The sequence below is a fragment of the Nocardioides sp. Root151 genome (assembly GCF_001427925.1).
Taxonomy (GTDB): Bacteria; Actinomycetota; Actinomycetes; order Propionibacteriales; family Nocardioidaceae; genus Nocardioides.
Genome location: NZ_LMGG01000007.1, coordinates 150,438 through 169,727, shown reverse-complemented (window position 1 = coordinate 169,727; position 19,290 = coordinate 150,438). Strand labels below are relative to the sequence as shown.

19 protein-coding genes are annotated in these 19,290 nt (G+C 69.1%); 4 read left to right on the top strand and 15 right to left on the bottom strand.

The window, feature by feature from the left end:
* Positions 1–12: 12 nt before the first annotated feature.
* The 13 genes from nuoK to ASD66_RS18340 all read right to left on the bottom strand — a co-directional run bounded on the left by nuoK (position 13) and on the right by ASD66_RS18340 (position 12,822).
* On the bottom strand, positions 13–312 hold the full coding sequence (gene nuoK / locus ASD66_RS18400) for an NADH-quinone oxidoreductase subunit NuoK (RefSeq protein WP_056891843.1): 300 nt from the start codon (positions 310–312) through the stop codon (positions 13–15).
* The gene (locus tag ASD66_RS18395; protein WP_056682620.1) at positions 309–1,157 is read right to left on the bottom strand and encodes an NADH-quinone oxidoreductase subunit J; all 849 of its coding nucleotides are present in this window, start codon (positions 1,155–1,157) and stop codon (positions 309–311) included. The genes nuoK and ASD66_RS18395 overlap by 4 nt, the downstream gene beginning before the upstream one ends.
* On the bottom strand, positions 1,154–1,738 hold the full coding sequence (nuoI, locus tag ASD66_RS18390) for an NADH-quinone oxidoreductase subunit NuoI (protein ID WP_056682622.1): 585 nt from the start codon (positions 1,736–1,738) through the stop codon (positions 1,154–1,156). Before nuoI ends, ASD66_RS18395 begins: the two co-directional genes overlap by 4 nt.
* Positions 1,738–3,045, bottom strand: a complete 1,308-nt coding sequence (gene nuoH, locus ASD66_RS18385; protein ID WP_156388789.1) for an NADH-quinone oxidoreductase subunit NuoH — start codon at positions 3,043–3,045, stop codon at positions 1,738–1,740. Before nuoH ends, nuoI begins: the two co-directional genes overlap by 1 nt.
* Entirely contained in the window at positions 3,042–5,444 is a 2,403-nt protein-coding gene (locus tag ASD66_RS18380; protein ID WP_056891842.1) for an NADH-quinone oxidoreductase subunit G, read from the bottom strand. The genes nuoH and ASD66_RS18380 overlap by 4 nt, the downstream gene beginning before the upstream one ends.
* The gene (gene nuoF, locus ASD66_RS18375; protein WP_056685017.1) at positions 5,441–6,742 is read right to left on the bottom strand and encodes an NADH-quinone oxidoreductase subunit NuoF; all 1,302 of its coding nucleotides are present in this window, start codon (positions 6,740–6,742) and stop codon (positions 5,441–5,443) included. The genes ASD66_RS18380 and nuoF overlap by 4 nt, the downstream gene beginning before the upstream one ends.
* Positions 6,743–6,747: 5 nt before the next feature.
* On the bottom strand, positions 6,748–7,539 hold the full coding sequence (nuoE, locus tag ASD66_RS18370) for an NADH-quinone oxidoreductase subunit NuoE (RefSeq protein ID WP_056682627.1): 792 nt from the start codon (positions 7,537–7,539) through the stop codon (positions 6,748–6,750).
* On the bottom strand, positions 7,536–8,882 hold the full coding sequence (locus ASD66_RS18365; protein WP_056682628.1) for an NADH-quinone oxidoreductase subunit D: 1,347 nt from the start codon (positions 8,880–8,882) through the stop codon (positions 7,536–7,538). The genes nuoE and ASD66_RS18365 overlap by 4 nt, the downstream gene beginning before the upstream one ends.
* A complete protein-coding gene (locus tag ASD66_RS18360) occupies positions 8,882–9,598 on the bottom strand; it encodes an NADH-quinone oxidoreductase subunit C (protein ID WP_056682630.1) in 717 nt (238 codons plus the stop codon). The genes ASD66_RS18365 and ASD66_RS18360 overlap by 1 nt, the downstream gene beginning before the upstream one ends.
* A complete protein-coding gene (locus ASD66_RS18355; RefSeq protein ID WP_056682632.1) occupies positions 9,595–10,149 on the bottom strand; it encodes a NuoB/complex I 20 kDa subunit family protein in 555 nt (184 codons plus the stop codon). The genes ASD66_RS18360 and ASD66_RS18355 overlap by 4 nt, the downstream gene beginning before the upstream one ends.
* Positions 10,150–10,197: 48 nt before the next feature.
* Positions 10,198–10,557, bottom strand: coding sequence for an NADH-quinone oxidoreductase subunit A (locus ASD66_RS18350; RefSeq protein ID WP_056682635.1), 360 nt, complete (start codon positions 10,555–10,557; stop codon positions 10,198–10,200).
* A 27-nt stretch (positions 10,558–10,584) separates the two neighbouring features.
* On the bottom strand, positions 10,585–11,892 hold the full coding sequence (locus ASD66_RS18345; RefSeq protein WP_056891841.1) for a geranylgeranyl reductase family protein: 1,308 nt from the start codon (positions 11,890–11,892) through the stop codon (positions 10,585–10,587).
* A gap of 240 nt (positions 11,893–12,132) precedes the next feature.
* A complete protein-coding gene (locus ASD66_RS18340) occupies positions 12,133–12,822 on the bottom strand; it encodes a demethylmenaquinone methyltransferase (RefSeq protein ID WP_056682642.1) in 690 nt (229 codons plus the stop codon).
* A 155-nt stretch (positions 12,823–12,977) separates the two neighbouring features.
* On the opposite strand from ASD66_RS18340, the gene ASD66_RS18335 reads away from it, so the two are divergent.
* Positions 12,978–14,117 (top strand): L,D-transpeptidase family protein, encoded by a 1,140-nt coding sequence (locus ASD66_RS18335; RefSeq protein ID WP_235530158.1) that lies wholly within the window; start codon positions 12,978–12,980, stop codon positions 14,115–14,117.
* A 65-nt stretch (positions 14,118–14,182) separates the two neighbouring features.
* The gene (locus ASD66_RS18330) at positions 14,183–15,430 is read left to right on the top strand and encodes an isochorismate synthase MenF (RefSeq protein WP_056682644.1); all 1,248 of its coding nucleotides are present in this window, start codon (positions 14,183–14,185) and stop codon (positions 15,428–15,430) included.
* 52 nt (positions 15,431–15,482) lie between these two features.
* On the opposite strand, the gene ASD66_RS18325 is transcribed toward ASD66_RS18330, so the two are convergent.
* The gene (locus ASD66_RS18325) at positions 15,483–16,301 is read right to left on the bottom strand and encodes an endonuclease/exonuclease/phosphatase family protein (protein WP_056891840.1); all 819 of its coding nucleotides are present in this window, start codon (positions 16,299–16,301) and stop codon (positions 15,483–15,485) included.
* Between the two features lie 130 nt (positions 16,302–16,431).
* On the bottom strand, positions 16,432–17,331 hold the full coding sequence (locus tag ASD66_RS18320; protein WP_056891839.1) for an NAD(P)/FAD-dependent oxidoreductase: 900 nt from the start codon (positions 17,329–17,331) through the stop codon (positions 16,432–16,434).
* Positions 17,332–17,384: 53 nt separating this feature from the next.
* On the opposite strand from ASD66_RS18320, the gene ASD66_RS18315 reads away from it, so the two are divergent.
* Both ASD66_RS18315 and ASD66_RS18310 read left to right on the top strand, forming a co-directional pair.
* Positions 17,385–17,795 (top strand): MerR family transcriptional regulator, encoded by a 411-nt coding sequence (locus tag ASD66_RS18315; RefSeq protein ID WP_056682654.1) that lies wholly within the window; start codon positions 17,385–17,387, stop codon positions 17,793–17,795.
* A gap of 2 nt (positions 17,796–17,797) precedes the next feature.
* Positions 17,798–19,276, top strand: coding sequence for a flavin-containing monooxygenase (locus ASD66_RS18310; protein WP_056682657.1), 1,479 nt, complete (start codon positions 17,798–17,800; stop codon positions 19,274–19,276).
* Positions 19,277–19,290: the final 14 nt, after the last annotated feature.

The window sequence follows — 19,290 nt, the reverse complement described above, 5'->3', positions numbered from 1 at the left end:
AATGCAGTCACCTCAGTACTTCAGCAGGCTCGCGTCGTCGACCGAGGCCGAGCGTCGGGTACGGAAGATGGTCATGATGATGGCCAGGCCGACCACCACTTCTGCGGCGGCCACGACCATCACGAAGAAGGCCGCGATCTGGCCGTCGAGATTGCCGTTGGCCTTGGCGAACGTCACCAGCGCCAGGTTCGAGGCGTTGAGCATCAGCTCGACGCACATGAACACCACGATCGCGTTGCGACGCACGAGGACGCCGACGCAGCCGATCGTGAAGAGGATCGCGGAGAGGATGATGTAGGGCTCGGTGCTCACTCTTCCTCCTCCCCGTCGGTGGTCGAGGCGGTGTTCTGTTCCTCGGTGGAAGCCGCGGCACCGGACTTGCCGGACACCTCGGGCGCCTTCTCGGGCGCCTGCCCCAGCTGGCGCTTGATCTCCTCGATGTCGTCGGCCAACGCCGGCGCCGAGCGCACGGTGCCGCGGGCGGCCAGCACGCGTGAGATCGAGTCCTGGGCGACGGTGCCGTCGGGCAGGAGGGCCGGGGTGTCGACCGCGTTGTGCCGGGCGAAGACGCCGGGGGCCGGCAGGGGGCCGGGGTGGCGGCCGGTCTCGGCGTACTCGCGCATGCGGCGGGCGGCGGCGTCGGCCTGCGACTCCTTGGGCTCGAGCCGCTCGCGGTGGGCCAGCACCATCGCGCCGATGGCCGCGGTGATCAGCAGCGCCGAGGTGGTCTCGAAGGCGAAGACGTACTTGGAGAACAGCAGGTTGGCCAGGGCCGGGACGTTGCCGCCCTCGTTGGCGTCGTCGAGGCCGATCACCGTGCCGAAGCTGATCTGCGAGATGCCGATGACCAGGGTCAGGCCGAGCAGAAGGCCGAACACGGTGGCCAACACCCGCTGGCCGCGGATCGTCTCGACCACCGAGTCGGAGGCGTCGACGCCGACCAGCATCAGCACGAACAGGAAGAGCATCAGGATCGCGCCGGTGTAGACGATGATCTGCACCGCGAAGAGGAACGGCGCGTCGAGTACGGCGTACAGGACGGCCAGCGAGATCATCACGACTGCCAGCAGGAGCGCGGCGTGCACGGCCTTGCGGACGAACAGGATGCCGAGCGCGGCCAGCACCATGATCGGTGCGAGGATCCAGAACGCGGTCACCGGGCGTCCCCCTCGTTCGTGCGGGCCTTGAAGTCGCCGCGGTAGTAGTCGCCGTCGTCGTCACCGAGCAGCATGGCGTGGGGCGGCTGCTCCATGCCGGGCAGCAGCGGCGCCAGCAGGTCGGACTTCTCGTAGATCAGGTCGGCGCGGTTGTCGTCGGCCAGCTCGTACTCGTTGGTCATCGTCAGCGCGCGGGTCGGGCAGGCCTCGATGCAGAGGCCGCACAGGATGCAGCGCAGGTAGTTGATCTGGTAGACGCGGCCGTAGCGCTCGCCGGGGCTGAACCGCCCCTCACCGTTGGCGCTCTCGTCGTTGGAGGCACCCTCGACGTAGATCGCGTCGGCCGGGCAGGCCCACGCGCACAGCTCGCAGCCGATGCACTTCTCCAGGCCGTCGGGCCAGCGGTTCAGCTGGTGCCGGCCGTGGAAGCGGGGCGCGGTGGGCAGCTTCTCGAAGGGGTACTGCTCGGTGACGACCTTCTTGAACATGGTCCGGAAGGTCACCCCGAACCCCGCGATGGGGTCCCAGAACTGCTCCTTGAACCCGCGAGACTCCTCGCTGGGCCGATCATTCGGGGCCATCAGATCTCCTCACGAAAGACCAAGGGTTCGGCGGCGCCGCGGACGGCGCCTCCGGCAGGCATGGGCGGGACGGGGTAGCCACCGGCGGGCGGCTCGACCACCGGCTCCTCGGCGGCGTCCTTCTTCGTCTCCGGGATGAAGAGCACCACCAGGAAGGCGACCAGGAAGACCCCGATCACGATCATCAGCTGGCTGCGGTCGAGACCGTCATCGAGGGTCAGCGCCCGCATCGTGGCGACGGCGACGATCCAGATCAGCGAGATCGGGATGAGCCGCTTCCAGCCGAACGCCATGAACTGGTCATAGCGCAGGCGGGGCAGCGAACCGCGCAGCCAGATGAAGAAGAAGATGAAGAGCATGACCTTGCCGAAGAACCAGATCAGCGGCACGTAGCCCTCGTTGGCGCCTTCCCAGATCGCCGAGATCGGCCAGGGGGCGCGCCAGCCGCCGAGGAACAGCGTGGTGGCCAGCGCCGAGACGGTCGCCATGTTGATGTACTCGGCGAGGAAGAACAGCGCGAACTTCAGGCTGGAGTACTCGGTGTGGAACCCACCGACGAGCTCGCCCTCGGCCTCGGGCAGGTCGAACGGCGCCCGGTTGGTCTCGCCGACCATCGAGATCACGTAGATCACGAACGACGGCAGCAGGATCAGGGCGAACCAGCCGGGCACGGGCACGTCGAGGCCGAGCACGTCGAACGACTTGGGGCTGGCCTGTGCCGCGACGATCTCGGAGGTCGACATCGAGCCGGCGTAGAGGAAGACCGCGACCAGGGCCAGGCCCATCGCGACCTCGTAGGAGATCATCTGGGCCGACGAGCGGATCCCGCCGATCAGGGAGTACGTCGACCCGGAGGACCAGCCGCCGAGCACGATGCCGTAGATGCCGATCGAGGCGACCGCCATCACGAAGAGCACGGCCACCGGCATGTCGGTCAGCTGGAGCGGGGTGCGCTCGCCGAAGAAGTTGACCTCGGGGCCGAACGGGATCACCGAGAACGTGATGAACGCCGGGATCACCGCCAGCACGGGCGCGAGGACGTAGACGACCTTGTCGGCCGCCTTGGGGATGATGTCTTCCTTCAACGCCAGCTTCACGCCGTCGGCCAGCGACTGCAGCAGCCCGAAGGGACCGTGCACGTTGGGGCCGATGCGGTGCTGCATGCGGGCCACGACGCGGCGTTCCCACCAGATGTTGAACAGGGTCAGCAGCACCAGCACGACGAAGATGAGCACGGCCTTGACCAGCACCACCCACCAGGCGTCGTGCCCGAAGCCGCTGAGCTCGTCGGTCGCCATCGCGATCATGCCTTCACCGCCTTCACCGTCACCGCGGAGCCCGGCGAGGCGAGGTCCGCGAGCACTCCGTTGCCGTCGTTGTTGGCCGGCACCCAGACCGTGTCGTCGGGCAGGTCGGCGGCCTCCACCGGCAGGGTGACCTCGCCACGGTCACCGGCCAGCGTGACGTGGGTGGCTCCGGCCAGGACGTCGTACGTCGCGTGCGGGACGCGCGCCACGGCGGGACGTGCGGTGGCCGACAACGCGGTGTCGCCGTCGAGCATGGCGCCGTTGTCGAGCATCTGCTTCCAGGTGGCCAGCCAGAACTTGTTGCGGGCCAGCCGGCGCTGCTTGATCTTCGGTGCGGCTGCGGCGGGCGCGCGTGCGCCGTCCCACGGGCCGACCTCGTTCATCTGGCGCCGGGCCTCCTCGACGGTCCGGAAGCCGAGCGGGACACCTGACTCCTCGGCGATGCCGGAGAGGATGCGCAGGTCGGGCAGCGAGCCGGGGTTGCTGAACACCGCGTCGAAGGTGCGCGGGCGCCCTTCCCACGTGACGAACAGGCCGGCCTTGTCGGAGACCGGGGCGACCGGGAAGACCACGTCGGCGGCCCGGGTCACCTCGTTCTCGCGCAGCTCGAGGCTGACCACGAACTCCGCGGCGGCCAGGGCCTGACGTGCGGCCTCGGGGTCGGGCAGGTCGTCGAGCGCGACGCCGCCGACGACGAGTCCGGTGAGCTCACCGGCGTTGAGCGCGGCGACGATGCCGTCGCCGTCACGGCCGGGCTGCTCGGGCAGGGACGTGACGCCCCAGGCGGCCGCGGCGTCGACGCGGGCGGTCGCGTCGGCGACCGGACGTCCACCGGGCAGCAGGTTCGGCAGGCACCCGGTCTCGACGGCGCCGCGGTCACCGGCACGGCGAGGCACCCAGGCCAGCCGGGCTCCCGTCGTACGGGCCAGGTCGACGGCGGCGGTGAGGGCACCGGGCACGGCGGCCAGGCGCTCGCCGACGAGGATCACCGCGCCGGCGTCGAGTGCCGCGTCGGCGTCCTCAGCGAGAGCGGCGAGGGCCTCGCGCTCGTCGCCGGCCGAGGTCGCGACCAGTCGCCCGTTCAGCTTGCGCAGGCCACGCGAGGAGTACGGCGCGACGGCGACGACCCGGGTGCCACCGGCGACGGCCTTGCGCAGTCGCAGGAAGATCGACCCGGCCTCGTCCTCGGGCTCGAGGCCCGCGAGCACGACCACGGAGGCCTTCTCGAGGTCGGCGTAGGTCACCGGCATGCGCAGCACGACCTCGGAGGCCAGGAACGCGGCCTCCTCGGCGGAGTGCGGTCGGGCCCGGAAGTCGATGTCGTTGGTGCCGAGCACCACACGCGCGAACTTGCTGTAGGCGTAGGCGTCCTCGGCGATCAGACGACCACCGGTCAGCACACCGACGCCACCCGACGTACGCGCTGCAGCGAGGCCGCGGGCCGCGACGGCGAACGCCTCGGGCCACGAGGCCGGGCGCAGCTCACCCGACGTGGTGTCGCGCACCAGCGGGTGCGTCAGCCGGTCGGCCTGGCGGGCGTAGTGGAAGCCGAAGCGGTCCTTGTCGGTGATCCACTCCTCGTTGACCTCGGGGTCGTTGCCGGCGAGGCGACGCATCACCTTGCCGCGACGGTGGTCCACCCGGATCGCCGAGCCGCACGCGTCGTGCTCGGCGATCGACGGCGTGGAAACCAGGTCGAACGGGCGCGAGCGGAAGCGGTAGTCGGCACTGGTCAGCGCGCCCACCGGGCAGATCTGGATCGTGTTGCCGGAGAAGTAGGACAGGAACGGGGCGTTGTCGGCGATGCCGATCTGCTGCTGCGCACCGCGCTCGACGAGTGCGATGAACGGGTCGCCGGCGATCTCGGAGGCGAAGCGCGTGCAGCGTTGGCACACGATGCAGCGCTCCCGGTCGAGCAGGATCTGCGCGGAGATGTTGATCGGCTTCGGGAACGTGCGCTTGACACCGCCGGTGGCGGAGAAGCGGGACTCGCCGCGGCCGTTGGACATCGCCTGGTTCTGCAGGGGGCACTCGCCACCCTTGTCGCACACCGGGCAGTCGAGCGGGTGGTTGATCAGCAGGAACTCCATCTGGCCCTGCTGCGCCTTGTCGGCCACCGGCGAGGTGACCTGCGTGTTGACCACCATGCCCTCGGCGACCGGGATGGTGCACGAGGCCTGGGGCTTCGGCATGCCGCGGCCGTTGCCGGCGTCGGGGATCTCGACCAGGCACTGGCGGCAGGCACCGACCGGTGCCAGCAGCGGGTGGTCGCAGAACCGCGGGATCTGGACTCCGACCTGCTCGGCGGCCCGGATCACCAGGGTGTCCTTGGGGACGCTGACCTGGATGCCGTCGATGGTCAGCGTGACGACGTCTGTCTTCTCAGGAGTCGTGGTCATGCCAGGGCTCCTTCCTGCGCGAAGGCCGTCGAGGCGGCCGGGTCGAAGGGGCACCCACCGTGGGTGAGGTGCGCCAGGTACTCGTCACGGAAGTGCTGGATGGACGACGAGATCGGGCTGGTGGCGCCGTCACCGAGCGCGCAGAACGACCGGCCGAGGATGTTCTCGCACTGGTCGAGCAGGACATCGAGGTCCTCCTCGCTGCCCTGCCCCTTCTCGAGGCGGGTCAGGACCTGCACCAGCCACCACGTGCCCTCGCGGCAGGGCGTGCACTTGCCACAGGACTCGTGCTTGTAGAACTCGGTCCAGCGGAGCACGGCCCGCACCACGCAGGTCGTCTCGTCGAAGATCTGCAGTGCGCGGGTGCCCAGCATCGAGCCGGCTGCACCCACGGCCTCGTAGTCGAGCGGCATGTCGAGCTGCTCGGCGGTGAGCAGCGGCGTGCTCGAACCACCGGGGGTCCAGAACTTCAGCTCGTGGCCCGCGCGCATGCCGCCGCCGAGGTCGATCAGCTCGCGCAGCGTGATGCCGAGTGGGGCTTCGTACTGGCCGGGCGTCTTCACGTGTCCGGAGAGCGAGTAGATGACGTAGCCCTTGGACTTCTCGGTGCCCATGCTGGCGAACCAGTCGGCGCCCTTGTCGATGATGCTGGGCACGGACGCGATCGACTCGACGTTGTTGATCACGGTCGGGCTGGCGTAGAGGCCGGCCACCGCGGGGAACGGCGGGCGCAGGCGGGGTTGACCGCGACGCCCCTCGAGCGAGTCGAGCAGCGCGGTCTCCTCGCCACAGATGTAGGCACCGGCACCGGCGTGGATGACCAGGTCGAGGTCATAGCCGGAGCCGTGGATGTTCTTGCCCAGGTGACCGGCCGCGTAGGCCTCCTGCACGGCGCGCTGCAGTCGTCGTACGACGTGGAGCACCTCGCCGCGCACGTAGATGAACGCGTGGTTGGCCCGGATCGCGTAGGAGGAGATGATCACGCCCTCGACCAGGGTGTGCGGGCTGGCCATCATCAGCGGGATGTCCTTGCAGGTGCCCGGCTCCGACTCGTCGGCGTTGACCACGAGGTACTTCGGGTTCGGGTTGTCCTGCGGGATGAAGCTCCACTTCATGCCGGTCGGGAAGCCGGCGCCGCCACGGCCGCGGAGACCGGAGTCCTTGACCGCGGTGATCACGTCGTCCTGCTTCATCTTCAGGGCCTTGGGCAGCGCGGCGTACCCGCCCTGCGCCTCGTAGGCCTCGAGGGTCCAGCTGCGGTCGGTGCCCCAGTTGGCGGTGAGCACCGGCGTCAACATGTCGGTCACGACTTGCCCTCCTCGGCCTGGTCTGACGAGGCCGCTCGGTCGCTCGCTCGTTCCTCGCTCGTCTCGGTCGCGACCGAGGTCTCGGACTCGGCACGCGACGTGGAGGCCTCGACCGACGGCGCGGTCCAGCCCATCGTGCGGGCGATCTGGACACCGGCCAGCGACGCCGGACCCGCCGAGGGGCCCTCGTCGGCGCGGTCGTCGGGGAATCCGGCCAGCACCCGCTCGGCCTCACGCCACGTGCACAGACGCGGACCGCGGGTGGAGTGGACCTCGTTGCCGGCCCGCAGGTCGTCGACCAGTCGTACGGCGGACTCCGGCGTCTGGTTGTCCATGAACTCCCAGTTGACCATCATCACTGGCGCGAAGTCGCAGGCCGCGTTGCACTCGATGTGCTCCAGCGAGACCTTGCCGTCGGGGGTCGTCTCGTCGTTGCCGACCTCGAGGTGCTCCTTGAGCCGCTCGAAGATCAGGTCGCCGCCCATCACCGCGCAGAGCGTGTTGGTGCAGACACCGACGTGGTAGTCGCCGACCGGGCGACGCTTGTACATCGTGTAGAACGTCGCGACACCCGACACCTCGGCCGGGCTGATGTCGAGGATCTCTGCGCAGGCCTGGATGCCCTCGGGGGTCACCTTGCCCTCGACGGACTGCACCAGGTGCAGCATCGGCAGCAGTCCGGAGCGGCCCTGCGGGTAGCGCGCGGCGATCTCACGCAGCTCGTCGTACGTCGCGTCCGTCAGCTGTTGGTCGTTCTCGGAGAACCGGCTGGGTCCAGTCGTCGTCATCGGTCAACGCCTCCCATCACCGGGTCGATGCTGGCGATGGCGACGATGACGTCGGCGACCATGCCGCCCTCACTCATCACGCTGGTTGCCTGCAGGTTCGTGAACGACGGGTCGCGGAAGTGCGCCCGGAACGGCTTGGTCCCGCCGTCGGAGACGACGTGGGCGCCGAGCTCGCCGCGCGGCGACTCGACCGGCACGTAGGCCTGGCCGGGCGGCACCCGGAAGCCCTCGGTGACCAGCTTGAAGTGGTGGATCAGGGCCTCCATCGACTCACCCATGATGTGCCGGATGTGGTCGAGGCTGTTGCCCATGCCGTCGCTGCCGATCGCGAGCTGGCTGGGCCAGGCGATCTTCTTGTCGGCGACCATGACCGGCGCGCCCTCGAGGCCGGCCAGGCGCTCGGCGGCCTGCTCGATGATCTTGAGCGACTCCCACATCTCGTTGAGCCGGATGCGGAACCGGCCGTAGGAGTCGCAGGTGTCCCAGGTCTGCACGTCGAAGTCGTACTCGTCGTAGCCGGAGTAGGGCTGGGTCTTGCGGAGGTCCCAGGCGTAGCCGGTGGAGCGCAGCACGGGCCCGGTGATGCCGAGAGCCAGACAGCCGGCCAGGTCGAGGTGACCGACATTCTCCAGGCGGGCCTTGAAGATCGGGTTCGCGTTGCACAGGTCGGCGTACTCGGGGAGGCGCTTCTTCATCAGGGCGACGAAGTCGCGGATCTCGTCGAGCGCACCCGGGGGCAGGTCCTGGGCGACGCCGCCGGGACGGAAGAACGCGTGGTTCATGCGCAGGCCGGTGATCAGCTCGAAGAGGTCGAGCACGAGCTCACGCTCGCGGAACCCGATCGTCATCACGGTCAGGGCGCCGATCTCCATGCCACCCGTGGCGATCGCGACCAGGTGGGAGGAGATGCGGTTCAGCTCGGAGAGCAGGACCCGCATGACGTTGGCCTTCTCGGGGATCTGGTCCTCGATGTCGAGGAGTCGTTCGACGCCCAGGCAGTAGGTCAGCTCGTTGTGGAACGGCGCGAGGTAGTCCATGCGGGTGCAGAACGTGACGCCCTGCACCCAGGAGCGGAACTCCATGTTCTTCTCGATGCCGGTGTGCAGGTAGCCGATGCCGCACCGTGCCTCGGTGACTGTCTCGCCCTCGAGCTCGAGGATCAGCCGCAGCACGCCGTGCGTCGAGGGGTGCTGCGGGCCCATGTTGACCACGATGCGCTCGTCGGCGCCCGCGTCGGAGCCGATGCTCTCGACCAGCGAGTCCCAGTCCTGGCCGGTGACCGTGAAGACCCGGCCCTCGGTGGTGTCGGACGCGCCGGCGTAAAGGTCTTGTTCCGTCGTCATCAGTTGTACGACCTCCGCTGGTCGGGGGGCGGGATGGTCGCGCCCTTGTACTCCACGGGAATGCCGCCCAAGGGGTAGTCCTTGCGCTGCGGGTGGCCCGGCCAGTCGTCGGGCATCTGGATGCGGGTCAGGGCCGGGTGGCCGTCGAAGATGATGCCGAAGAAGTCCCACGTCTCGCGTTCGTGCCAGTCGGCCGTGGGGTACGTCGCGATCAGGCTCGGCAGGTGCGGGTCGGCATCGGGCACCGAGACCTCGACCCGCACGCGGCGGTTCCAGGTCATCGACAGCAGGTGGTAGACCGCGTGCAGCTCGCGGCCGTGGTCGTCGGGGTAGTGCACCCCGCTCACGCCGGAGAGCAGCTCGAAGCGCAGTGCCGGGTCGTCGCGCAGCTTCTTCGCCACCGCGGTGAGGTTGTCACGATGCACGTGGAAGGTGATCTCACCGCGATGGATCACGACCTTCTCGATCAGCCCGTCGAGGCCGTCGGCGACCACGTCGAACCAGCCGCCGAACGGGCGCTGGGCCGCGGCAGGGAAGGCGACCGGGCTGACCAGGCCGCCGTAGCCGGAGGTGTCGCCGGTGCCCTGGACGCCGAACATGCCGGTGCGTACGCCGACCGTCTCGACCTGGCCGGATCCAGTCGGACCGGTCGGTGCCGGAAGGTTCTCCGGCGACTGCTCGACCGCTGGCTGGTCGGGTTTCTTCTCGTCGGTCATCGAAGCTGGCCCCTCATCTCGGAGGTCGGCAGCGCGTTGAGCGCCTCGGTCTCGAGGTCGACGATCTGCGCGGCACGGTTGGCGCCGAGCTTGGTGTTCTGCACCTGGTCGTGGAGCTTGAGGATCGCGTCGATCAGCATCTCGGGCCTCGGCGGGCAGCCGGGGAGGTACATGTCGACCGGGACGACGTGGTCGACGCCCTGCACGATGGCGTAGTTGTTGAACATGCCGCCGCTCGACGCGCAGACGCCCATCGCGAGCACCCACTTGGGCTCGGCCATCTGGTCGTAGATCTGGCGCAGCACCGGGGCCATCTTCTGGCTGACCCGGCCGGCCACGATCATCAGGTCGGCCTGGCGCGGGCTGGCCCGGAAGACCTCCATGCCGAAACGGGCGAGGTCGTACTTCGGGCCGCCGCTGGTCATCATCTCGATGGCGCAGCAGGCCAGGCCGAACGTGGCCGGCCAGAACGACGCCTTGCGCATGTAGCCCGCGACGCCCTCGACGGTGGTGAGCAGGACCCCGCTCGGAAGCTTCTCTTCAATGCCCATGTCAGATCTCTCCCTCAAGCTGTGAGCGTCGTGCGCGCATGACGGCGGTCAATCCCACTCGAGACCACCCCTGCGCCATACGTAGGCGTAGGCGATGAAGACAGTGGCGATGAAGATGACCATCTCGGCGAGCCCGAAGAAGGCCATCGCGTCGAAGTGCACCGCCCACGGGTAGAGGAAGATGATCTCGATGTCGAAGACGATGAAGAGCATCGCGGTGATGTAGTACTTCACCGGGAACCGGCCACCGCCGACGGGCTGCGGAGTCGGCTCGATGCCGCACTCGTAGGAGTCGAGCTTGGCGCGGTTGTAGCGGGCCGGGCCGGTCAGCGAGCTGACCACGATCGAGAAGATCGCGAAGCCGGCGGCCAGGGCTCCCAACACGAGCACCGGGGTGTAGAGCTCCATCAGTGCGCTCCTTCGCGCTCGTTGATCTCAAGCATTCGGCGCCACCTTGCTCAGGGCGTTGATGATGCGGTCCATCGCGTCGCCGTCACGCGGGTCGGTGAGGTTCGCCATCAGCTTCAGGGTGAAGCGCATCAGGCCGGGCCTCGGCAGGCCGTACTTCGTGGCCTGCTTCATGAAGGTCGGGTTGCCGACGAGGTGGGCGAACGCACGACCGAGCGTGAAGTAGCCGCCGTACGCCGCGTCGAGGGCGGCCGGGTAGCTCTCGAGCACCCGCTCGCGGTTCGCTCCGGGCAGCCGTCCGAGGGCCTGCACGACGATCTCGGCAGCCATCTTGCCGGCCTCGAGGGCGTAGTCGATGCCCTCGCCGTTGAACGGGTTGACCATGCCGCCGGAGTCGCCGACCAGCAGCATGCCGCGGCGGTAGTGCGGCTTGCGGTTGAAGCCCATCGGCAGGGCCGCGGACCTGATCGGCGCGGTGAGGTTCTCGTCCCTGAAACCGAGCTCTTCGGGAGTGTGCGCGAGCCAGCGGCGCATCGACTCCTTGTAGTCCATGTTCTGGAAGGCCGCACTGGTGTTGAGGATGCCGAGTCCGACGTTCGCCGTACCGTCGCCGAGCGGGAAGATCCAGCCGTAGCCCGGCAGCTTGTTGCTCTGGTTGGGCTTGCCGTCCCACAGCTCGAGCCACGACTCCATGTAGTGGTCGTCGTGCATCGGCGTCTCGTAGTAGGCGCGGCAGGCCACGGCCATCGGCCGGTTCTCGCGGCGCTCGATGCCCAGGGCGGTGGCCATGCGGGCGCTGACGCCGTCACAGGCGATCACGATCGGGGCGCGGAACTCGAGCTCGTCGCCGTACTTGCGGCCGCGCTCGTCGACCGACCTCGCGGTCACGCCGACCACCTGGCCGGTGCGTTCGTCGAAGACCGGGCCGGTGACCGACGTGCTCTCACGCAGCCGGGCGCCGGCCTTCTGCGCGTGCCGGGCCAGCAGCTCGTCGAGGTCCATGCGGGCGCGGGCCATGCCGAACGGCGGGTACGTCGTGAGGTCGGGCCACGGCAGCTCGACGCGGTGGCCGGCGCCGATGATGCGCAGACCCTTGTTCTTCTGCCAGCCGGGCTCGTCGAGGTCGAAGCCCATCGCCAGCAGCTGCTTGACCGCGCGCGGGGTCAGGCCGTCACCGCAGATCTTGTCGCGCGGGAAGGACGACTTCTCCAGCACCAGGACGTCGATGCCGGCCGCGGCCAGGTGGTACGCCGTCGCGGCGCCGGCCGGACCCGCGCCGACCACGATCACCTGTGCCTGGCGATCCGCTCCGGGCGTCATCGCGGCGGCGGTCATCGGATGTCTCCCTCACGTGCTGTAGCGCTGTCGGAAGCCGACGCATGTGAGATTGTGAAACACTTCACATGGTGGCGTGCGCCACAGTCTAGGACTCCCGTCCCGCCAGCGAAACCCGGGGGTGAGTTGCTCCGAAACCCCACCTGACCTGCGGAATTACGTCACATTTCCATGCCCTATTTCCGCGAACCGTGGATCGTTGATGCGCGAACCGTGGATCGTTGATGCGCGAACCGTGGATCAGGCAGTGGCGCGGTGCAGTGCCACGATGCCACCGCTGAGGTTGCGGATCTCGCAGCCGCCCCAGCCGGCCTCGGCGATCCAGCGGGCCAGGCCCTGCTGGTCGGGCCAGGCCCGGATCGACTCGGCGAGGTAGACGTAGGCGTCGGGCGCGGAGGAGACCGTGCGGGCGATCGCCGGGAGCGCCTTCATCAGGTACTCCATGTAGACCGTGCGGAACGGCTTGTTCGTGGGGTGGCTGAACTCGCAGACCACGAGGCGTCCGCCCGGCCTGGTGACCCGGCGCAGCTCACGCAGCCCCGCCTTCGGGTCGACGATGTTGCGCAGCCCGAACGAGATCGTCACCGCGTCGAAGGTGTTGTCGGCGAACGGCAGCTTCGTGCCGTCACCCGCCGTGAACGGCAGGTGCGGCTTGGCCTTCTTGCCCACCTGGAGCATCCCGATCGAGAAGTCGCACGGCACGACCGTGGCCCCGAGGTCGGCGAACGGCTGGCTCGACGTACCCGTGCCGGCGGCGAGGTCGAGCACGAGCTCGCCCGGCTGCGGGTCGACCGCACGGATGACGTCCTTGCGCCAGCGACGGTCCTGCCCCATGGACAGCACGTCGTTGGTGAGGTCGTAGCGCCGCGCCACCGCATCGAACATGCGGCGTACGTCGTGCGGGTCCTTGTCGAGTTCGGCTCGGGTCACGCGACAAACCCTATGCGGCCCCGGGTCCAGAGCCGCTTCCGAGGTCACGAGGTGGTGACGCCGAACAGATGACCGGAGAAGTTTCGGCAACCAAATGCCGAGTGAATGCGTCAACCCTTGTGACACTGGAAACTTCTCGGACCTTGGAGGACAGCATGAGGGCCCTGCGCATCATCTTGCTCACCGCACTGACCCTGGTGCTCATGTCGGCAACCGCGTACGGCGCCGGCATGGCCGTGCGCCACCTGAACAACGACGACACCACCTCGAGCGCGAAGTCGCAGACCGGCCGCGAGGGAGCCTCCACCGACGACGGAAGCGAGGCACCGGTCGACGAACCTTCCGAGGAGCCGTCCGAGGAGCCCTCCGAGACGGAGACCCCCGAGCCGCCGGCCGACGTGCTCTCCCCCGGCGACAAGGGCGAGCAGGTGCGCGAGCTGCAGCACCGCCTCTTCCAGATGCAGTGGCTCCCGGAGAAGACCACCGGGGTCTACGACAAGACCACGAAGGACGCGGTCGCCGGCTGGCAGGCCAAGCGCGGCCTCAAGGCGACCGGCGTGGTCGACCAGAAGACGTGGAACAAGCTGGTCAAGATGACCAAGCCCCCCACGCACGACCAGTTGTTCAACATCCTCAAGCCCGGCCCGGCGATCCTGGCCAGCGGCGCGACCGGCGACGACGTCCGCGACCTTCAGGCCCGCCTCAAGGCGATCCAGTGGTACGCCGGCCTGGTCACCGGCACCTACGACGCCAACACGGTCTCGGCGGTGAAGGGCTTCCAGGAGAAGCGCGAGATCCCCGTGACCGGCGAGGTCGACCAGCGCACCATGGACCGGCTGCACGCGATGACCAGCACGCCGACCCACGACGCGAAGCACAACGTCGCCCCCGACCCCGGCACCGCCACCAGCGCCGCGCTGGACCCGCGCTGCGCCACCGGGCGAGTGATGTGCATCGACAAGACCAGCAAGACGCTGCGTTGGGTCGTGGACGGCAAGGTGCTCAAGACCCTCGAGGTCCGGTTCGGGTCCACGCTCAACGACACACCCACCCGCGAAGGCGCCTTCAACGTCGGTTGGAAGGACATCGACCACGTGTCGAACGAGTTCGGCTCGGCGATGCCCTTCTCGATGTTCTTCTCCGGTGGCCAGGCGGTGCACTACTCCTCCGACTTCGCGGCCAACGGCTACGGCGGAGCCAGCCACGGATGCGTCAACGTCCGTGACTACAACGGCCTCGCGTGGCTCTACGACCAGGTCAACGTCGGCGACAAGGTCATCGTCTACTGGTCCTGACCCCGGGACCGGGTAGGCACTGTCAAGGAGTGGTGGTCGCGAGGTTCGGCGTAGGCTGACGCCTCGTGACCACCACTTCGACCGCGGCCGAGCGCATCGTCGTACGCACTTCACTCCTCGAGAAGGACGCGGTCGGGGCCCTGCTCGACGTCGTCCCGCCCGAGTCGCCGGTGAGCTGGATCCGGCGCCGCGAGGGCCTCGTCGGCTGGGGAGTCGCCGCCGAGGTGCGCACCTCCGGGCCGACCCGCTTCTCCGACGCCGCCAAGTGGTGGTCCGAGATGGTGGCCCGCGCCGACATCCGCGACGAGGTCAACGAGCCGGGCACCGGACCGGTCAGCTTCGGCAGCTTCGGCTTCGCCGACGATCCCGGCGACTCGGTGCTGGTGCTCCCCCGCGTCGTGGTCGGTCGCCGCGGCGACCTGGCCTGGGTGACCACGGTCGACTGCGAGATCCCCGACCTGGCGCCTGCCGAACCCGCCCGGGCACCCGTGGTCAGCTTCGCCGACGGTGCCCGCAACGGCGACGAGTGGATGTCCGTGGTGGCCGACGCCGTCTCGCGCATCAACCGCGGGGACCTCGAGAAGGTCGTGCTGGCGCGTGACCTGATCGCCACCTCCGACGTCGACGTCGACGTGCGCTGGCCGCTGCGCCAGCTCTCCGAGACCTACCCGATGTGCTGGACCTTCCATGTCGACGGCCTCTTCGGCGCCACCCCCGAGATGCTCGTCCGCCGCGAGCGCGGCCTGGTCACCTCGAGGGTGCTGGCCGGCACCATCCGGCGGACCGGCGACGACGAGCGCGACCTCGCGCTGGCCGCCACCCTGGCCCGCTCCTCGAAGGACCTCGAGGAGCACGAGTACGCCGTCCGCTCGGTCGCCGAGGCACTGGAGCCGCACTGCTCGTCGATGAACGTGCCCGAGGCGCCGTTCGTGCTGCACCTGCCCAACGTCATGCACCTGGCCACCGACGTTGCCGGCGTGGTGCACGACGCCGAGAGCGTCTCGTCGCTCGACCTGGCGGAGGCGTTGCACCCCTCCGCCGCCGTGGGCGGTACGCCGACCGACGTGGCCACGGACCTGATCGCCGAGATCGAGGGCATGGACCGCGCCCGCTACGCCGGGCCGGTCGGCTGGATCGACGCGACCGGCGACGGCGAGTGGGGCATCGCGCTGCGGTCGGCCCACGTCGCGGGGCCGACGGTGCGCCTCTTCGCCGGGTGCGGCATCGTCGGCGACTCCGACCCCGAGGCCGAGCTGGCCGAGTCGCAGGCCAAGTTCGTGCCCGTGCGCGACGCGCTCACCGCCTCACGCTGAGGTTGAGTGCTGAGGTGGTTGCCCGGGCAGCCACCTCAGCACTCAACCCGGATCAACAGGAGTTCGCGCTGGCGACCCTGACGTTGCCGATCACCGCACGGTGGTCGGAGTGCCGCAGCGGCGCCACCCACGAGCTGACCTTGGTGACCCGTCGCGTGTAGAGGAAGTCGATGCGCGCGGTGCCGCGCTTGTTGGTGTCGCCGTCGCCGGTGCCGACTGCCTTCCAGAGATCGACCAGGTGCGTGTCGAGGACGTCGTGCTCCTGCTGCTCCGGGCCGGCGTTGAAGTCGCCGCCGAGCACCGTCGCGCACCGCGGCGTGCCGATGCGGTCCCGCACCGCCCGGGCCTGCATCAGCCGACCACGACCGGGCTGCAGGTGCGTCACCCAGACGTTGAGCTTCTTGGTGCCGACCTTGACCCGCGCGATCATCAGTCCGCGCCTCTCGGTGCCCTCGGGCTGCGGCAGGGTGAAGCGGTTGGTCGCCACGATCGGGTACTTCGAGATGACCGCGTTGCCCCTCCACCCGAAGGACTTGCGGCTGTTGGCGTCGTACGCCACGTGCCAGCCCAGGCGTCGGGCCAGGTTCTTGGCCTGGTGCACGCCGCCGCTCGCAGTGCGGTTGTCGACCTCCTGCAGGACCGCGATGCTCGCGCCGGTCTTGCGGATGTCGGAGGCCAGGTTGGCCAGGCCGAACTCGCCGAACCGGATGTTGTAGGTGATCACCCGCACGCTGGTCGCAGCGGCACGAGCCTGCTGGACGGGTGCGGCGGCCTGTGTGACCTCGGCCGGGGTGGCCGGGGCCGCTCCCAGCTGAAGCGGTACGACGAGTGCGGCGGCGACAGCGGCGCCGACGAAGGAACGAACGCGCATGGGAGCTCCTCGAGAAGGGGTTCGGTGCATCTCGTCGTACCCGCTGCGGACCGGCGTACACACATATCGTCCCAACGGGCTCGAGTGCTGAAGTGGTTCCCCGGGCAGCCACCTGAGCACTCGACTCCCGTCAGTGGGCCAGCAGCTGCTGCACGCAGGCGACGGCGGCCAGCTGACCTGCTGCGGCGGCGGCCAGCACGGAGGCCATCGGCATCGGGAACGACGACCGATGGGCCAGGTCGCCGGCCGCGTGGACACCCGGGAGTGACGTACGCCCGAAGTCGTCGACCGTGATGCAGCCGCTGTCCTGCAGGTCGAGGCCGAGCTGCTCGGCGAACGGGGCCGACTGCACGAGCCTGCCGGTGCCGACGAACAGTCCGGCGACGGTGAGGTCGTCGGCGCCGTCGAGCTCGACGCGCACCTCGTCGTCGGTGCGGGTCACGCCGAGCACGGGTTCCGCGTGCACGGTCGCGCCGAGGCTGTCGAGCAGTGCGGCGTCATCGGCCGACAGGTCGGCACCCTCGGTGAAGACGGTCACCGACGACCCGATCGGGGCGAGCAGCCCGACCAGGTGGAGCACGGCGGGCGGCCCGGCGAGCACGCCGATCGCGCGGCCGCTCAGCTCGTGGCCGTGACAGAACGGGCAGCCGTAGGCCAGCTCGCCCCAGATGTCGTCGAGGCCGGGGGTGGCCGGCAGCTCGTCGCGGACGCCGGTGGCGAGGATGACCAGCCGGCTCTCGAGCACGCCGCCACCCGTGGTCACGACGAACCGCGCGCCGTCACGGGCGACCGCGTCGACCGTCTCGTCGCGCACCTCCACGGTGTCGTACGCCGACAGCTCGGCGCGCGCCTGCTCGCGGAACTTCTCGGGCGGCGTGCCGTCGTTGGTGACGAAGTTGTGCATGTGAGAAACCCGGCCGTTGCGGTAGGAGCCGGAGTCGAGGAGCAGCACGGACTTGTGCATGCGGCCCAGGGTCAGGGCGGCCTGCAGGCCGGCGGGTCCGCCGCCGACAACGATCACGTCATACATGGTGTGGGTGCCTTTCTCTTGACGATGCACCAAGCCTGTGACTTCATGTCAACATGAAGTCAAGCCCTCACTCGAACGGACCCTGGTCCGTCGGCCAGGTCGCCGAACGGTTCGACCTCCCGACCAACGTGCTCCGGCACTGGGAGACGGTCGGCCTGCTCACCCCCGAACGCGATTCGGCGGACCGGCGTCGCTACGGCCGGGAGGACGTCGTACGCATCGCGGTGATCCAGCGCAGCAAGTCCGCCGGCATGAGCCTCGAGCAGATCTCGACCCTCCTCGACAGCGAGACACCCGACCGGCACAAGGTGCTCGAAGGGCACATCGCCGACATCGACCGGACCATCGAGGAGATGCAGATCTCGCGCGCCATGACCGAGCACGCGCTGCGCTGCCAGGCCCACGACATCGCCCAGTGCCCGCGCTTTCGTAGCCACATCGACGACCTGCTGGCAGGGTTCTGACCATGACCCGCACCCGTGAAGCGATCGTCGTCGGCGCCGGCCTGGGTGGCATCGGCATCGCCATCCAGCTCAAGCGCCTGGGCATCGAGGACTTCGAGATCCTCGAGCGCAACGACGACCTGGGCGGCACCTGGCACGTCAACCACTACCCCGGCCTGGCCGTCGACATCCCCTCGGTGACCTACTCGTTCTCCTTCGAGCCCAACCCGCACTGGTCGCGGTGGTACGCACCCGGTGCGGAGCTGAAGAAGTACTGCGAGCACGTCGCCGAGAAGTACGACGTACGCCGGCACATGCGCTTCGACACCGGCGTCGAGAGCGCGCGCTGGGACGACGACTCGGGTGAGTGGCACGTTCAGCTGGCCGACGGCAGCACCGAGCGTTCGACGTACCTCATCGTGGCGACGGGCTTCCTGTCCCAGCCGAAGGTGCCCGACATCGAGGGCATCGAGACGTTCACTGGCAAGGTCATCCACAGCACCGAGTGGGACCACGACTACGACTTCACCGGCAAGCGGGCCGGGCTGATCGGCACCGGCGCGACCGGCGTGCAGCTGATTCCCGAGGTGGCCGAGCGGGCCGCCGAGCTGACCGTCTACCAGCGCACCGCGATCTGGGTGACACCCAAGCTCGACTTCGCGATGCCCGGCCTGGCCAGGCGCGCCTTCGGTGCGGTTCCCCTGACCCAGCGGGCGGCGCGGCTGTGGAACTCCACCGTGCTCGAGGCGCTGCTCGCCGGGGTGGTCAACTTCCGCCGCCTCAGGCCTGCGGTGAAGGCGGCCGAGCGGATCGGGCGGCGACACCTGGCCCGCAGCATCAGCGACCCCGAGCTGCGCCGCAGGCTGACACCCGACTACGACTTCGGGTGCAAGCGGCCGACGTTCTCCAACTCCTACTACCCGACGTTCAACAAGCCGCACGTGCACCTGGAGACCGGCGGCATCGCCCGCGTCGACGGCGACTCGATCATCACCGAGGACGGCACCCGCACCGAGATCGACGTGCTGGTGCTGGCCACCGGCTTCAGCCTCTGGCAGACGAACTTCCCGGCGTTCGAGGTGATCGGGCGTGACGGGGTGAACCTCGGCAAGCACTGGCGCAACACCAGGTTCGCGTCCTACCAGGGCATCACGGTGGCGAAGTTCCCCAACTACCTGCACCTCGCGGCGCCGTACTCCTATGCGGGCCTGTCGTTCTTCACCACGATCGAGGCCCAGATGAAGCACGTCGACCGGCTCTTCGGCGAGCTGCGACGTCGTCAGGCGACCCGCTTCGAGGTGACCGAGTCCGCCGCCGACGCGTTCACCGACAGGATGCAGCGTCGCATCGACGACTCCGTCTGGACGCTGGGCGACTGCGCCACCTCGCGCAGCTACTACTTCAACGAGCAGGGCGAGGCGACTCTGGCCCGGCCGACCACGACCTGGCAGAACCACCGCGAGCAGGAGACGTTCCCGCTCGACGACTACGACTACGCCTGACCGGCGCCGTCACA

Bases quoted from the DNA above. Each gene is read 5' to 3' on its own strand.
- nuoH (WP_156388789.1), bottom strand. From the start codon at position 3,045: ATGATCGCGATGGCGACCGACGAGCTCAGCGGCTTCGGGCACGACGCC.
- ASD66_RS18335 (WP_235530158.1), top strand. From the start codon at position 12,978: ATGAGGGCCCTGCGCATCATCTTGCTCACCGCACTGACCCTGGTGCTC.
- ASD66_RS18320 (WP_056891839.1), bottom strand. From the start codon at position 17,331: ATGTATGACGTGATCGTTGTCGGCGGCGGACCCGCCGGCCTGCAGGCC.
- nuoI (WP_056682622.1), bottom strand. From the start codon at position 1,738: ATGGCCCCGAATGATCGGCCCAGCGAGGAGTCTCGCGGGTTCAAGGAG.
- ASD66_RS18310 (WP_056682657.1), top strand. From the start codon at position 17,798: ATGACCCGCACCCGTGAAGCGATCGTCGTCGGCGCCGGCCTGGGTGGC.
- ASD66_RS18365 (WP_056682628.1), bottom strand. From the start codon at position 8,882: ATGACGACGGAACAAGACCTTTACGCCGGCGCGTCCGACACCACCGAG.
- ASD66_RS18345 (WP_056891841.1), bottom strand. From the start codon at position 11,892: ATGACCGCCGCCGCGATGACGCCCGGAGCGGATCGCCAGGCACAGGTG.
- nuoF (WP_056685017.1), bottom strand. From the start codon at position 6,742: ATGTTGACGCCGGTGCTCACCGCCAACTGGGGCACCGACCGCAGCTGG.
- ASD66_RS18350 (WP_056682635.1), bottom strand. From the start codon at position 10,557: ATGGAGCTCTACACCCCGGTGCTCGTGTTGGGAGCCCTGGCCGCCGGC.
- ASD66_RS18355 (WP_056682632.1), bottom strand. From the start codon at position 10,149: ATGGGCATTGAAGAGAAGCTTCCGAGCGGGGTCCTGCTCACCACCGTC.
- nuoE (WP_056682627.1), bottom strand. From the start codon at position 7,539: ATGACGACGACTGGACCCAGCCGGTTCTCCGAGAACGACCAACAGCTG.
- ASD66_RS18360 (WP_056682630.1), bottom strand. From the start codon at position 9,598: ATGACCGACGAGAAGAAACCCGACCAGCCAGCGGTCGAGCAGTCGCCG.
- ASD66_RS18380 (WP_056891842.1), bottom strand. From the start codon at position 5,444: ATGACCACGACTCCTGAGAAGACAGACGTCGTCACGCTGACCATCGAC.
- ASD66_RS18315 (WP_056682654.1), top strand. From the start codon at position 17,385: ATGAAGTCAAGCCCTCACTCGAACGGACCCTGGTCCGTCGGCCAGGTC.
- ASD66_RS18325 (WP_056891840.1), bottom strand. From the start codon at position 16,301: ATGCGCGTTCGTTCCTTCGTCGGCGCCGCTGTCGCCGCCGCACTCGTC.